The organism is Pseudomonas resinovorans NBRC 106553, assembly GCF_000412695.1.
In the GTDB taxonomy this organism is placed as follows: domain Bacteria; phylum Pseudomonadota; class Gammaproteobacteria; order Pseudomonadales; family Pseudomonadaceae; genus Metapseudomonas; species Metapseudomonas resinovorans_A.
Map to the genome: position 1 here is coordinate 2,967,988 of NC_021499.1, position 15,529 is coordinate 2,983,516.

A 15,529-nucleotide genomic window follows, 5' to 3' on the forward strand; every position below is an offset into this window, starting at 1 on the left:
CAGGAGCACAGGGACCCAGCCGGGCAGTCGGACGCTCTCGTGCACGTAGTCGTGGAAACGACAGCAACGTGAGACGGAGAAAGGCCATATGAAACGCAGTAGGAACTGGTTAACAACGGTCGCGCTGGCGGCGACCACCGTCCTCGGCGCGGGCATCGCCAGCGCCGCGGACAAACCCAACATCCTGGTGATCTTCGGTGACGACATCGGCCAGACCAACATCAGTGCCTATGGCAAGGGTGTGGTGGGCTACCAGACGCCGAACATCGACCGCATCGCCAAGGAAGGCATGATGTTCACCGACTACTACGCGGAGAACAGCTGCACCGCCGGGCGTTCCACCTTCATCACCGGCCAGGCGATCCTGCGCACCGGCCTGTCCAAGGTGGGCATGCCCGGCGTGCCGGTGGGCCTGCAGGCCCGCGATGTCACCATCGCCCAGGCATTGAAATCCCACGGCTACGCCACTGGCCAGTTCGGCAAGAACCACCTGGGCGACCGCGACGAGTACCTGCCCACCAACCATGGTTTCGACGAATTCTTCGGCAACCTCTACCACCTCAATGCCGAAGAGGAACCAGAGCGTCCCTACTGGCCCAAGGATGACGCGGCCTTCGTCAAGGCCGCCTCGCCGCGCGGCGTGATCAAGTCCAGCGCCGACGGCAAGATCGAGGACACCGGCGCGCTGAACAGCAAGCGCATGGAAACCATCGACGACGAGACCACCCAGGCCGCCATCAACTTCATCGACAGGCAGGTCAAGGCCGACAAGCCGTTCTTCGTCTGGATGAACACCACCCGCATGCACGCATTCACCCACATACGCGACTCGATGAAAGGGCAGAGCGGCATGCTCGGCAACGATTACGCCGACGGCATGCTCGAGCACGACGGTGACGTGGGCAAGCTGCTCAAGGCCCTCGATGACCTGAAAGTCACCGACAACACCATAGTCGTCTACACCACCGACAACGGCCCGAACCAGTGGTCCTGGCCGGATGCGGCGACCACGCCGTTCCGTAACGAGAAGAACTCCAACTGGGAAGGCGCCTACCGGGTGCCGGCGATGATCCGTTGGCCGGGCAAGGTCAAGCCCGCCTCGATCTCCACCGAGATGTTCTCCGGCCTCGACTGGTTCCCCACGCTGCTGGCGGCGGTGGGGGACACCGATATCAAGGAGCGCCTGCTCAAGGGCACCGACCTGGGCGGCAAGAGCTTCAAGGTGCACCTGGATGGCTACAACCAGCTGGACATGCTGACCGGCAAGACCGACAAGAGCGCCCGCAACGAGTTCTATTACTTCAACGACGACGCCGAGCTGGTGGGCATGCGTTTCGGTCCCTGGAAGATCGTCTGGTGCGAACAGCGCGCGCCGGGCGGGCTGCAGGTCTGGAGCGAGCCCTTCACCTGCCTGCGGGTGCCCAAGCTGTTCAACCTGAGGATGGACCCCTTCGAGCGGGCGGATATCGTCTCCGACCAGTACTACGATTGGCTGACCAAGAACGATTACCTGCTCTTCCAGGGCACCCAGAAGGCCGCGAAGTTCCTGCAGACCTTCGTCGAGTACCCGCCGAGCCAGCGTCCGGCGAGCTTCAGCATCGACCAGATCCGCTCCGATGTGGACAAGAAGATCGAAGAGAAGATGAAGCAACAACAGTAATGCGTTACCCCGGCGCCCGCCCTGTGCGGGCGCCGTCCTTTTCCCCGTTTGCGCGGAGCGTTCGATCCGCTAAGGCCCAGTCGATGTCTTCAGCCGCCAGTTCGTCCCGTATGCGCTCCCGCGCCCGGGTTGGTGACGATGCCCGCAAGCGGGTTCCCCTGCAGATGCTGATTCCTACCGTCCTGTTGTTCATCTCGGGCGGTGCGGCTCTGGTCTATCAGGTGCTCTGGGTCAAGCAACTGTCCCTGGTGGTGGGGGTGGAGGTCTACGCCGTCACCACCGGCATCAGCGCCTTCTTCGCCGGGCTCGCCTTGGGCGGGCTGGTCTTCGGCCGCTGGGCCGACCGCTTGCGCCACCCCGTGCGGCTGTACGCCTTTCTCGAACTGGCGGTGGCGCTGCTCGGCGTCGGCGCCACGCTGGCCCTGGCCAATGCCGCCGGCCTGTTCGCCCGCCTGGAAGACAAGGTCGGCCTGCTCGCCTGGCTGTTGCCCTTCGTGCTGGTGGGGCTGCCGGCCTTCCTCATGGGCGGCACCTTGCCGGTACTGGTCCGCGCGCTGACCCCGGCAGAGGGCCAGTTGGGCGAGGCGGGTGGCCGGCTCTATGCCGCCAATACCGCCGGGGCCATCGCCGGCACCCTGCTGGCGGCCTTTGTCCTGCTGCCGCAACTGGGCGTGACCGGCAGCGCCCTGGCGGCGGCCGCGTTGAACCTGCTGGCCGCCGCCGGCGCCTCGCTGGCGCGCCGCGGCGAGGAGGTGCCGGCCCAGGCCCCGGAAGCCGCGCGGGCGCCCCGTTCGCCGGCGGCACGTCTGGCCATCGCCCTGTATTGCGTGGCCGGTGGCGTGGCCCTGGGCTACGAAGTGGTCTGGAGCCAGTCCATCGTGCAGTTCATGAGCACGCGCACCTTCGCCTTCGCCATGGTGCTCGCCACCTACCTGACCGGGCTGGTGCTGGGCAGCGCCCTGTATGCCCGACGCGCCGACCGCATCGGCGATCCCTGGGGCCTGTTCGGCCTGCTGATCGCCAGTGCCGGATTACTCGCCCTACTGCAGGTGGCCGGCCTCGGCCGCTGGCTGGTGGTGGCGCAGACGCAGATGGAGCTGCTCGTGCTGCAGGCCACCGGCAATGAGCTGGCCGGCATGTGCGCGCGTTTCGCCACGGCGGCCCTGAGCATGGTGTTCCTCCCCACCACCTTGCTGGGCGCGGCCTTTCCGCTGGCACTGCGGCTCTCGGTGGACAGCGGGCACGTTGGCCGTGATGTCGGTGCGGTGGTGGCGTTGAACACCCTGGGCGGCATCGCCGGGGTAATGCTCACCGGTTTCGTGCTGGTACCCGCCGTCGGCCTGGTGCGCACCCTGGCGGTACTCGCCCTGGTCGCGGCGCTGGTGGGCTGCCTGGCCGCCTGGCGCGGAGAGGGCGTCCGCCGGGGCATGCGCGGCGCGATCCTCACGGTGGCCCTGGCGACGCTGGTGATCGGGGTGCTGACGCCGCCTCAACGCCTGGCGGACTTGCTGCCCGGTGCGCGCAATGGCCAGCTCGCCTTCTATGAAGAGGGCAGGGGCGGCACGGTGGCCGTGGTCACCCAGGGGCGGCCGGGGCGGGAGTTCAGCCGTCTCTACATCCAGGGCGTATCCAATACGGGCGATGCCATGCCCTCGTTGCGCTACATGCGCCTGCAGGCGCTGCTGCCGCTGCTGATCCATCGCGAAGAGCCGCGCTCGGCGCTGGTCATCGGCTTCGGTACCGGCATTACCGCCGGCGCCATGCTGCGCTATCCGGGGCTGCAACAACCGGTGGTGGCCGAGTTGCTGCCGGAGGTGCTCGCCGCGGCCGATCTGTTCAAGGGCAACTTCGATGCGCGCAACGACCCGCGCCTGGACATCCGTCTGCGCGATGGCCGCCGTGAGCTGCTGCGCAGCGAACAGCGTTACGACCTGATCACCCTGGAACCGCCGCCACCCTCGGCCGCGGGCGTGGTCAATCTCTACTCGCGGGACTTCTACCAGTTGGCCGCCAACCGGCTGGAACCGAGCGGGCTGGTGGCCCAGTGGCTGCCGTTGCCGACCCAGAACGGCGAGGACAGCCGCTCCCTGGTACGCAGCTTCCTCGAGGTGTTCCCCTATGCGTCGCTGTGGACCACCGAATTCCACGAGATGCTGCTGATCGGCTCGCTGGAACCCCTGGAGCTGGATGTACCGCGCATCCGCCAACGCTTCTCGCAGCCCCAGGTCGCGGCGGCCCTGGCGGAGGTCGGCGTGGATTCGGTGAGCGCCTTGCTGGCCACCTGGGTGACCGACCGGGCGGGGCTGGTGCGCTACGCCGGTGACGCGCCAGCGGTGACCGACGACCGGCCGCGCATCGAGTACGCCCCCTGGGTAAGGCCCAAGGAAATCACCCGGGTATTGCCGGAGCTGCTGGCCCTGCGTGTGCCGCCGCCCTTGCTGAATGCGGACGCCGGCCTGCGTGGGGCGGTGGAGGATGACTGGCGCGAGTTGGGCCGCTTCTATGGCCTGATGCTCCACGCCTACAACGGCAATCGCCAGGCCTGGGCCCGGGAGATGCGCGAGGTGACCCGCAGCGACGGGGAGAATCCCTATTACCGCTGGTTTATCGGCGGTGATCGGCCCTAGCCCGGTCGCCAGCGGGCTGTTCGTGCTTTTCCGTCGATCGCCTACGCTTCTGGAACCCTGAACGGATGAAAGCAGGAGGGCGGGATGTCCTACGCGAACGCGGCAGTCGCCTGGCTGGTGCTGATGGCCAGCCCCGTCATGGCGCTGGAGATGCCCAAGGGCGCCCAGCCCTGCGTGGCGTGTCACGGCCAGCACGGCGAGGGCACCGCCCTGGGGCCGGCGCTGGCCGGGCTTTCCGAAGCGTACCTGGACGCGCAGATCGAGAACTTCATCAGCGGTCGCCGCAGTAATCCGCTGATGACCCCCATGGCGCAGGGCAACGCCGACCCGCAGCAGCGCAAGCCGGTGCTGGCCTACTTCGCCGCCCTGGGCGATACGCCGAAGCTCCAGCTGCGCGGCCAGTTCAGCAACGGGTCCCCCGCCGAGCGGCTCTACTACCAGGGCGACCTGTCCCGCTCCATTCCCGCCTGCTACAGCTGCCATGGCCCCTCGGCCGTGGGCGGCGGACCTTTCCCGCGCCTCGCCGGGCAGCGCGCCGAGTACCTGGCCGCGCAACTGCTGGCCTGGCAGAAGGGCCAGCGCAAAGGCGACCCGGACAACATGATGGGCGCCATCGCCGGGCGCCTGAGCGCGCAGGACATCCAGGCCCTGGCCAGCTACCTGGCCGGCATTCGCTGAGGAGACGGGCATGGGAATCGAGAAGCTTTGCCTCGCGTTGCTCTGCTGCGTCGCGCTGCCGGCGCTGGCGGCCTACCCGGACATGCAGGAGGAAGTCGCGGCACAGGCCAAGGCCGCCGATACCCTCTACTTCGTGCCACGGGAACTGTCGCGGATCCCTGAGGGCGCGTTCGGCGACAAGGTGCGCCGGGGCTATGAACTGTTCGTCGATACGCAGCAGCTCAAGGGGCGCTACGTGGGCAACCAGCTCAACTGCACCAACTGTCACCTGGACGCCGGCTCCAAGGCCTATGCGGCGCCGATGTGGGCGGCCTACCTGGCCTATCCGGCGTTCCGGGCGAAGGACAACCGGGTGAACAACTTCGCCGAACGGATCCAGGGCTGCTTCAACTACTCGATGAATGGCAAGGCCCCGGCCCTGGATTCGCCGGAGCTGGTGGCCATGTCCGCGTATTCCTACTGGCTGCTGATGGGCGGGCTGCTGGACATGTTCGGCCAGCGCGACAAGCCGGTGCCCGAACTCAGCGACCAGCAACTCCAGCTGGGCGGGCGGGAAGAATCCTTCGTGCTGCCCGGCCCCTTGGCCGATCGGGTGAAAATGGCCGGTCGCGACCAGATGCCGGGTCGCGCCTTCGCCGCGTTGGCGGCGCCGCTCCAGGCGCCGTCGCCGGAGCGCGGCCAGCAGGTCTATGGGCAGCATTGCGCCGTGTGCCATGGCGACCAGGGGCAGGGGCGCAAGATGGCCGATGTGGCGGTGATCCCGGCGCTGTGGGGCGGCGATTCCTACAACTGGGGCGCCGGCATGCACCGGGTGAACACCGCCGCGACCTTCATCTACGAGAACATGCCGCTGGGCAAGGGCGTCCAGCTCGATGTCCAGCAGGCCTGGGATGTGGCCGCCTACATAAACAGCCGCGAGCGGCCGCAGGACCCCCGGTACGACGGCAACCTGGCCAACACCGCGAAGGCCTTCCACGCCTCCGACCAGGGTTTTTACGGCAAGACCGTGGATGGCGAGGTCCTGGGCAGCCATGCGTTCCCCGCCGGTATCCAGCCCTGACCGCAAAGCGTTAAAAAAACCACCCGCGAGCTGACCGGAGACACCCGCACGCCGGGCTTTCCCGCTAAAATCGCGAGCATCTGCGCCAGGCCGTCGTGACCCCAGGGAAGGAGTCGGCAACGGGGCCTGGGCCAAGCAATCCGTTTCCCTACAAGAAGAACAATTCGCCCATGGCTTCATCCTTCCCACCGCCCCATCGGGATGCCGTGTCCTTCCGTCTACCCCCTGATCATCTTGTCCGTCCGCGCCTGCGCGATTCGCTGCTCCAGGCCGATTGCCGCCTGCGCCTGCTCTGCGCGCCCGCCGGCAGTGGCAAGAGCGTATTGCTGAAGGAGTGCCTGCAACAGCGCCCGGCGTCTTGTCGCGCGGTATTCCTCGAACTGAACGGCAAGCGCCTTGGCCGGCAGGACTTGCTGGAGCGCCTGGCCGTTGCCCTGGAAGCACCTGATGCCAGTTGGGCGGGGGTGTGCCAACAGCTGGCCATGGTCAGCGGCGGGCTCTGGGTGGTACTGGACGACTACCCGCGCTTTCCCGACCGCGAGCTGGATGAGCTGCTCAATGACCTGATCCAGTCTTCGCCGCGCCATGTCGCCTGGTGGATCGCCAGCCGCCGCCGGCCCGAACTGCAACTGGCCCGGCTGCTGCTGGATGGCGACCTGTTCGAGCTGGGGGCCGGCGAGCTGGCGTTCGATCTCCAGGAGTTGGTGATGCTGCTCGCCGGTCGCTGGCCCCGGGACGCCATCGATCACCTGCATCGGGATACCCGGGGGTGGTGCGCCGGCATCCGCCTGCACCTGCTGAGCCAGGGCCCCACTGGCGGCTCCGTGGCGTTCGACCCGGATCATCCGCTGGTGCTGGGCTACCTGCGCAGCGAGGTGCTCGACGAGTTGCCCGAGGATTGGCGCCAGGCCCTGTTCACCCTGGCCCTGCTGCCGCAGTTCGACGCCGCGCTCTGCGAACAGTTGCTGGGCGCCGGGGAGGGCGCGCGACTGCTGGAGCAGCTGGTGAACTGCGGCTTGTTCATCGAGCCGGCCGGGGAGGGTGGCTATTCGTTCCAGATGCAGCCGGTACAGGCCCGGGTGCTTGCCGGCCAGTTACCGGAGCCCATGGTCAAGGCCGTGTTTCGCCGGGCTTGCCAGTGGTACCTGGGCCAGGACAAGGTGCGTCAGGCGCTGGAGTACTCGGTCAAGGCCGGGCAGATGGACGTGGCGGCCAGCCTGATGCAGCGCTATTCCAACGACCTGCTGCTGCAGGGTCGCAGCTTGATGGAGCTGATGAACCTGCGCCGTGAGCTCCCTGCGGAGCTGCTGACCAGTACCCCGCGACTGACCGTGCTCAATGCCTGGACCCTGATGCTCAGCGGCCGGCTGGACGAAGCCGAGGCGTACACCGAACGGCTGGGCGACTTCCTGCCCCAGGGCGATGTCCGCCGCCAGCACGAGCTGGTGGCCCAGTGGAAAGCCCTCCACGGCAACCTGGCCTTTCACCGTGGGCAGCCCGAGCGTGCCCGCGAACTGCTGGCCGAGGCGCTGGCCGAACTGTCGTCGCGTTCCTGGGGCCAACGCCTGTTCTCCCGCGCCTTGCAGGTCGAGCAGGCGTTGATCGACGGACGCCTGGACGAGGCCGCGGAACTCAACCGCGCCGCCACCAAGGAAGCGCGCCAGCACGCCAGCCTGGCCATGGAGGCCGTGCTGGTCCTGGGCCATGTGAAGTTGCTGGAGATCCGCGGTGAACTGCTGCGCGCCGAAACTCTGCTCAAGCGCCTGTACAGCGAGCTCACCCAGGCCTGGGACAATGAACCGAGCCCCATGCGCGGGCGCGTGCAACTGCGCCGCGCGATGCTGCTGACGCAGCAGGGGCGCTACCCGGAAGCGGCCCGCGAGTTCCAGTCGGGCCAGCAGGAAGCCCTGGATTGCGGTGACCCGGCGGCGTTCTGGGGCTACCTGGGCCTGGCCGAACTGGACGCCCTGCAGGGCGATCCGGATGCCGCCTACCAACGTATCGCCGACGCGGAACGCTTCATGCACTTCAGCCACGTCGACGAGGCGCTGTACCGTGGGCACCTCCTGCGCGCCCGCGCGCGCCTGTGGCTCAGCCAGGGCCGCGCGGCCCAGGCGGACAAGGTCCTGCGTTCGATGCCGGCGTCGATGCTGAATACCTCCCCCTACGGCGCACCCGAGTTGCACCTGGGCCTGCGCCTGCTGCAACTGCAGGCGCGCCTGGCCGTCGGCGACCTGGACCAGGCGCTGCCGGAACTGACCGCCCTGCATGCCCGGGCACTGGCGGAGGGCCGGCGGGTGGTGGCCTGCGAGGTTGGCTTCAGCCTGGTGGAGGGGCTCTACGCCTCGAACAAGCCCGGCCAGGCCAAGCAGCTGCTGCTGGACACCCTGGCCCTGGCCCGGCAACTGGGCCTGGCCAGTGCCGAACGGGCCTTCGCCCTGCGCAGCCCGGCACTGATGCGCTGGGCCGGGGATGCCTCTCGCGGTGACGGCGAACCGGTCGCGCTGCTCACCCGACGGGAAATGGAAGTGCTCAAGCTGGTGGCCCAGGGGCTGGCCAACCAGCAGATAGCCGAGGCGCTGTTCATCTCCCTGCACACGGTGAAGACCCATGCCCAGCGCATCAACTTCAAGCTCGGGGTGGAGCGCCGGACCCAGGCCCTGGTGCGGGCGAAGGAGTTGGGGTTGGTGTGAGTGGGGCGCGTGTTGGCTCGGGTTGATGGGTATCGTTGCACTCAACCCATCCTACGATGCTGCTGCCTGATCGGTGTCTGACACGAAGCAGAGGAGATGACGCCGCGCAAAGCGCCCCTTCAGTAGGCCGAGTGGAATCCTTGCAGAGGGGGACGAGCGGCATGGATGCCGCGAGAGCCGCGCAGGGCCATGGATGGCCCTTCGCGGCGGGCCCCCGGCGCAAGGATGGAGAGAGGGGAGTTTGGCGAAGCCAAACCCGGATGTCGGGGCAAGCCCTTTGCTTCCTTTGGGGTGGGCGGCACTCCGTCGACTGCCAAAGGGAGTCGCCCGGGAAGGCGAAACAGAAAGCCGAGGCACACTCGGCAATGAACCGAACACCCCATCTCCAAGCACGCTCCACACCGAATCTCTCAACCGGCATGAACCGTACCTTCCCCCGAGTCTCTGCGAAAAATAAAAAAAGGCGGCCCGAAGGCCGCCTGAACGCGTCGAATGCAGAAGGTTTGGATCAGCGCACGCCGGCCTGGCGCAGGGCGGCCGGGGTGTAGGCGGAGGCGGTGGCCTTGAAGCCGAACTCCAGGCTGCGCTTTTCCTCGTTCTTCAGGCCCACCACCGAGTAGCGGCCGGAGATCACGTCGTACAGCGCTTCGGCGGTGTAGCCGGGCACCTTGGCGTTGTAGTACTGCTGGATGTGACCTTCACCCACGCGCCACAGCTGGCCACGCCCGTCGTAGTGGTCCACCAGGGCCAGCTGCCAGCTGTCCTCGTCGAAGTACATGTGGCGGGTGGCGTAGATGTGGCGCTCGCCCGGCTTCAGCGTGCCCACCACTTCCCAGACGCGGTGCAGTTCGTAGCGGGTCAGGTCCTGGTTGATATGGCCCGGCTTGATGATCTGGTCGTAGGTCAGCCGCGGCGAATCCAGCTTGTAGGCGTTGTAGGGGATGTACATCTCCTTCTTGCCCACCAGCTTCCAGTCGTAGCGATCCGGCGCGCCGTTGTACATGTCGTAGTTGTCGGAGGTGGCCATGCCGTCGGCGGCGGTGGCCGGGCCGTCATAGGCCACCTGCGGGGCGCGGCGCACGCGGCGCTGGCCGGCGTTGTAGAGCCAGGCCATGCGCGGTTCGCTGACCTGGTCGATGGTCTCGTGGACCAGCAGTACGTTGCCGGCCAGGCGCGAAGGCGCGGTTACCCGCTGGATGAAGTAGAAGAGGATGTTGTCCGCCTTGCCCGGGGCCTGGTCGGCGAGGTTGCCCGGATAGGACACCTCATCCTCGAAGTGCACCATGCTGTAGGAACCGTTGACCTGCGGTTGCACGCGGGTCATCAGGCGCTTGATGTTGCCGCCCCGGTAGCGGGTGGTGTGGTTCCAGACCACTTCGACGCCGGTCTTGGGCATGGGAAAGGCGTAGTAGCGGCTGTCGGCGAAACCCTTCAGGCCGTTGCCGCCGCCCACGCTTTCGGTGTTCAGGGCGCTGGTCTTGACCAGCGAGTAGACGTCGTCCGGCAGGGCGGCGGTGCGGTGGGTCTTGTACACCGGGATCTTGTAGCTGTCCGGGTAGCGCTTGAACATCGCCATCTGGCCGGCGGACAGCTTGTCCTTGTATTGCTCGGCGTTGGCGGCGGTGATGGTGAACAGCGGCTGCTCATCGGCGAACGGGTCGGCCAGGAAGCCCTTGGCGTCCACAGCGCCGGCGTTGCTCGCCAGGCCGCCGGTCCAGGCGGGGATGCTGCCATCGGCATTGCCGGCCTTCTCGGCACCCATGGGGGTCAGGCTGGTGCCCAGTTGGGCGGCTTCATCGGGGGAAACCTTGGCCATCACGCTGGTAGCCAGCAGGCTCAAGGCCAGCGCACCGGTGGTCAGGAGGGTACGGGTCGTGGTCATCGGTCTATTCCTCGTGGAATTCGTTACTTAGAAGCTCAACCCGAGGCTCAGCGCCAGGAAGTCGCGGTCGATCGAGGTGTTGAAGTCGCCACCGAAGAAGTCGGTGTAGGACAGGCTGGCGGTGTAGGTGTTCTGGTAGTCGGCATCCAGGCCCAGGCTCACGGCCTTGCGGCCTTCCTCGAAGTTGCCGCCGGGGCCGGGGGAGTAGCCGTCGACGTCATGGGACCAGGCGATGCTCGGTTTCAGGTTCACCCCGGCGAACACGTCGTTGTAGTCCCACACGGCGCGGGCGCGGTAACCCCAGGAGGTGCTGGTGGTGAAGCCGTCGTCGTTGCAGTACTTGCTGACGTTCTCGCCATTGGGGCCGACGGTGCCGGCGTTGATGGCGGGGCAGGTGTTGTTCGGCAGCTCGCCCGGGCCGAACACCGGGTCGCGGCCATAGCGGGCCTGGCTGGTGCTTTCCATGCCGCCCACACGGGTCACGCCCACTTCGCCCACCAGGGTCAGGCGCTCGGCACCCATCACCTGGTCGAAGAAGTGCACGAAGGTGGTCTGCAGCTGGGTGATTTCCTTGCGGTCGTAGCCGGCCAGGGTGCTGCCGGGGATGGACGCCGGATCGCCGCCGAGCACGGAGAAGTTGGAGAACGCCGCGAACGGCCCGCCGAACTGCGCCAGGCCGCGCACGCCACCATACAGCAGGTCGGTGGTGTTGAGCTGCACCGGAGCATTGGGCCGGTAGCTGACTTCGCCGCTCCAGGCGGTGCCGGTGGGCAGCGTGGTGGAGAAGCTCAGGCCGTAGAGACGGATGTCTTCCGGGTACTCGATGAAATAGTTGCTGCCTGCCGCCACGTTGGCGATGGCCACGCCCTGGCGAGCCGGGCCGGGTACCGCCGGATTCGAAGCGCCGGCCAGGATGCCGAGGGAGCGCTGGTAGGTGGCCTGGTCCGCCGCCTGCACGCTGAAGATCGGCGCGCGGCTGTGGTAGTTGATGAAGTAGGCGCCGAACTCGGTGTCCAGCGGCTCGAACATGTAGCGCATGGCCACGCCGAACTGGCCGCCGTCACGGGCGTCGCGGTCAGCGCCACGCGGCACGATCACGCCTTCGCGGGTGGTCTGGTAGCCGAAGGCCGGGCCAAAGGGCGCCAAGGCCGGGGACAGCACCGCCAGGTTGTTGGTGCAGCCGTCGGCCACCACGTCGGGCTGGGAGAAGAAGGTGCCGCAGTTGTCGACGACGGTCTGGTCCCACTCCAGCTGATAGAAGGCTTCGGCGGACAGGCTGTCAGTCAGGCTCTGGGAGACATAGAACATGTTCACCGGGATCAGGCCTTCCTTGACCTCGGCGCCGGGGCGGCGGAAGGCCGACACGTCGATGGGGTTGATCGCGTTGATGCCGTTCTGGATGAAGGTGCTCTCGCCCCAGCTCACCACCTGCTTGCCCAGGCGCACGGAGCCAGGCAGGTCGGCAATGAGGTAGTTGTGGTAGACGAAGGCGTCCAGCAGCTGCGCGCCGGCGGACTTGGCGCCTTCCTTGCGGCCGCTGTCCTCGATGGGCTTGAACGGGCGGTTCTCGTCCTTCAGCTCGAAGTCGTACCAGTACTTGCCGCGCAGGAACACGCCGGTGTCGCCGTACTTGAGTTCGAGGTCGTGGATGCCCTTGAAGATCTTCGAGAAGGTCTCGCCCTTCTTGAAGTTCAGGTGCGAGTCGTCGGAGGTCTGGCTCAGCCCGTCGCCGCCGTTGTTGGCACCGATCAGGTCCGGGTCGGCGCTGCGCATCGACCAGCTGGCGCCCACCGAGAGCGACGAGTCGAACTGGCCCTCGACTTCACCAATGTTGAAGCTGACCGCCTGGGAGCTGGCCGAGTAGGCCAGGGTGACGGCGATGAAGAGTGCGTGATGGCGGAAACGGGTGTGTCTTGTTCTTGCAGTCATGCAGCGTGGCCCCTGCTGTTCTTGTTGTCGGCGAGGGCAAGCTAATCAATCAGGGGAGGGCGAGGTAACGGACAAAGTAGTGATATTGAAAGTCACTACTAAGGATGATGTTTTTCCCGCCGAAGCGTGACTGCACGGTCCTTCTCCGCCCGTGTCGTTTCCTCTCCCGCGCCGCTGCCGCCTCGCACCGGGCGCGCTTTCTCCTGCCTTCTGTACAGTCGTACAAAAAATCCCTTGCAAGTCCAAATACCTTCTGATAATTATTGTACGACTGTACAGATGTGCTGAGCACAAGACGCACACTGATGGTGCATTCGCCACAACACTGAACACTAACAGACCGTAGGTGCTTTTCCGGATTGCGCTTGTACGGTCGTACAAAAAAACTTGTGTCTTGCGAGGTGTGGAATGAAGGAAAAGCAACCTGGGGACGAGCGCTTCGGCGTAACCCGTCGTGAGCTGGTGAAAGGCACCGTAGGCCTGCTGTGGGCGGGGATGATGCTCAACGGCTTGCCGTTGCCGGCCTTCGCCGAGCCGAAGAAAGGCGGACGGCTGGTATTCGGCCTGGCGGGGGCGTCGACCACCGACAGCCTGGACCCGGGCCTGGCCGAGGATGACTTCATGATGCTGTTGAGCCAGGCCCTGCGCGGCAACCTGGTGGAGATCGACAGCGCCGGCAACGCCATCCCCGAGCTGGCGGAATCCTGGGAGTCCACGCCGGACGCCAAGGTCTGGACCTTCAAGCTGCGCGGCGGCGTGCAGTTCCACAACGGCAAGCCCTTCGTCGCCGACGACGTGGTCGCCACCCTCGACTATCACCGCATGGAAGGCTCCAAGTCCCTGTCGAAATCCATCGTCGCGCAGATCGACGAAGTGAAGGCGCTGGACGACAGCACCCTGCGGGTCAGCCTCAAGGGCGGCAACGCCGACTTCCCGGTGCTGATGAGCGACTACCACCTGGGCATCCTGCCCCGTGGTGCCGACGGGCAGGTGGACTGGCGCTCCGGTGTCGGCACCGGCGGCTACATGCTCAAGGAATACAACCCCGGCGTGCGGGCCTTCGTGGTGCGCAACCCGAACTACTGGAAGCCGGGCAGGGCCCATGTGGACGAAGCCGAGCTGATCGCGGTGGCCGACTCGGTCGCGCGGCAGAACGCCCTGCTCACCGGCAAGGTCAATGTGATCAACCGGGTGGAGATCAAGACCCTCTCGCTGCTGCAGCGCAGCAACAAGGTGCGGATCGCCGAAGTGACCGGCCTGAACCACGCCACCATGCCGATGATCGCCACCGCCAGTCCCTTCCAGGACAACAACGTGCGCCTCGCCCTGAAGTACGCGGTGGACCGCGAGCAGTGGGTGAAGTCGATTCTGCGTGGCCACGGCAGTGTCGGCAACGACCACCCCATCGGCGCCCAGCAGAAGTACTTCAACAGCGAGCTGCCGCAGCGCCAGTACGACCCGGACAAGGCGCGCTTCTACCTCAAGCAGGCCGGGCTCGGCAGCCTGGACATCGCCATCAGCAGTGCCGACGCCGCGTTCGCCGGGGCGGTGGACGCCGGCGTGCTGTTCGAGGAGAGCGCCCGCCAGGCCGGCATCAACCTGAAAGTGGTGCGCGAATCCAACGACGGCTACTGGATCGACGTCTGGGCCAAGAAGCCCTTCTGCATGTGCTACTGGACCGGCCGCCCGACCCCGGACTGGATCTTCAGCCAGATCTACGCCAGCGGCGCTTCCTGGGGCGACACCCAGTGGAACAACGAACGCTTCGACAAGCTCCTGCTGCAAGGCCGCTCGGAACTCGATGAGGCGCGGCGCAAGGCGATCTACTGGGACATGCAGAAGATGCTGCACGAGGAGGGCGCCACGGTGGTGCCGATGTTCATGAACCACATCATGGGCATGGGTACCGACGTGGTGGCCTCCGGCACCATCGCCGGGAACATGGCGCTGGACGGCATGCGCGCCATCGAACGCTGGTCGCTGGCCTGAGTGCGGGAGTCGAACATGAGCAATCTCGATTGGCACCCGGTCAGCGCGGACGATACCCGCAGCCTGCGCAGCGTCTTCGGCACCTTCATGACCGGCGTCACCATTGTCACGGCCTGGGATGCGCAAGGTACGCCACGGGGCTTCACCGCCAACTCCTTCACCTCGGTGTCCCTCAGCCCGGCGCTGGTCCTGGTGTGCATCGCCAGGAGCGCCGGCAGCCTGCCGGTGTTCAGCGAGGCCACGGACTTCGCCATCAACATCCTCGGTGATTGGCAGCGGGACCTCTCCACCACCTTCGCCGGGCGCGGCGTCGACAAGTTCGCCGGCGTCGAGCTGCTGGAGTCGGAGCCGAGCGCCCCGTGCCTGGCCGATAGCCTCAGCGTGCTGCGCTGCACCCGGCACAGCCTGGTGGAGGCGGGCGACCACGTGATCCTGATCGGCGAGGTGCAGCGCTACCGCAGCAGCCTGGGGAGCCCCCTGGGGTATTTCCGTGGCAGTTACGTGGATTTCGCCGAAGGCGCCAAGGCCATCCAGGTGGAGCGGGGCAGCGCACTGAAGGTCGGCTGCCTGATCGCCCAGGGCAACGGGCTGGTCCTGGTGCGCGAACCCGGCTGCGCCCACTGGAGCATTCCCGAGGTGTTCTGGCACTCGGGGGTGAGCCAGAAGGCGGTCATCGAAGACGTTTTCCGCCGGGTCGGCCTATCGGGCCAGGTGTCGTTCATCTACTCGATGTTCGAAGAGGCAGGGGACGACTTCACGCGCCTGATCTTCCGTGCCGACGCGGCCGCCGGCGCACCCGCCGCCCGCTCCGGTGAGCGCGAGGTGCGGGTGTTCGCCGCGGACGAGACGCCCTGGCTGCTGGTGAAGGGCGAATACACGGTGAGCATGATCCAGCGCTTCTTCACCGAACGGGAGGCCGACGCCTTCGGCATCTACTGCGACACCGCCGATGGCGGACGAATCGCCGGCATCGCGGGCAAGCCCGTGCATTGGCTGGACTGGAAACACTAA

9 protein-coding genes are annotated in these 15,529 nt (G+C 66.7%); 7 read left to right on the plus strand and 2 right to left on the minus strand.

Annotation, left to right across the window (positions count from 1 at the left end; all coding sequences use genetic code 11):
* Positions 1 to 88 precede the first annotated feature (88 nt).
* From PCA10_RS13405 to PCA10_RS13425, 5 genes are all read left to right on the plus strand, one after another.
* Positions 89 to 1,660, plus strand: a complete 1,572-nt coding sequence (locus tag PCA10_RS13405) for an arylsulfatase (RefSeq protein WP_016492632.1) — start codon at positions 89 to 91, stop codon at positions 1,658 to 1,660.
* A 164-nt stretch (positions 1,661 to 1,824) separates the two neighbouring features.
* Positions 1,825 to 4,287, plus strand: a complete 2,463-nt coding sequence (locus PCA10_RS13410) for a fused MFS/spermidine synthase (RefSeq protein ID WP_051148074.1) — start codon at positions 1,825 to 1,827, stop codon at positions 4,285 to 4,287.
* An 84-nt stretch (positions 4,288 to 4,371) separates the two neighbouring features.
* Positions 4,372 to 4,965, plus strand: a complete 594-nt coding sequence (locus PCA10_RS13415) for a c-type cytochrome (RefSeq protein WP_016492634.1) — start codon at positions 4,372 to 4,374, stop codon at positions 4,963 to 4,965.
* Positions 4,966 to 4,975: 10 nt separating this feature from the next.
* A complete protein-coding gene (locus PCA10_RS13420; RefSeq protein WP_016492635.1) occupies positions 4,976 to 6,025 on the plus strand; it encodes a c-type cytochrome in 1,050 nt (349 codons plus the stop codon).
* Between the two features lie 170 nt (positions 6,026 to 6,195).
* A complete protein-coding gene (locus tag PCA10_RS13425; protein ID WP_016492636.1) occupies positions 6,196 to 8,718 on the plus strand; it encodes a LuxR C-terminal-related transcriptional regulator in 2,523 nt (840 codons plus the stop codon).
* Between the two features lie 508 nt (positions 8,719 to 9,226).
* Here PCA10_RS13425 and PCA10_RS13430 read toward each other — a convergent pair.
* On the minus strand, positions 9,227 to 10,600 hold the full coding sequence (locus PCA10_RS13430) for a DUF1329 domain-containing protein (protein WP_016492637.1): 1,374 nt from the start codon (positions 10,598 to 10,600) through the stop codon (positions 9,227 to 9,229).
* Positions 10,601 to 10,627: 27 nt separating this feature from the next.
* Positions 10,628 to 12,529: a DUF1302 domain-containing protein gene (locus PCA10_RS13435; RefSeq protein ID WP_016492638.1), complete on the minus strand. Its 1,902-nt coding sequence runs from the start codon at positions 12,527 to 12,529 to the stop codon at positions 10,628 to 10,630.
* Positions 12,530 to 12,937: 408 nt separating this feature from the next.
* Here PCA10_RS13435 and PCA10_RS13440 point away from each other — a divergent pair, with 408 nt between their 5' ends.
* Both PCA10_RS13440 and PCA10_RS13445 read left to right on the plus strand, forming a co-directional pair.
* Positions 12,938 to 14,518 (plus strand): ABC transporter substrate-binding protein, encoded by a 1,581-nt coding sequence (locus PCA10_RS13440; protein ID WP_016492639.1) that lies wholly within the window; start codon positions 12,938 to 12,940, stop codon positions 14,516 to 14,518.
* A gap of 15 nt (positions 14,519 to 14,533) precedes the next feature.
* A complete protein-coding gene (locus PCA10_RS13445) occupies positions 14,534 to 15,529 on the plus strand; it encodes a flavin reductase family protein (protein WP_016492640.1) in 996 nt (331 codons plus the stop codon).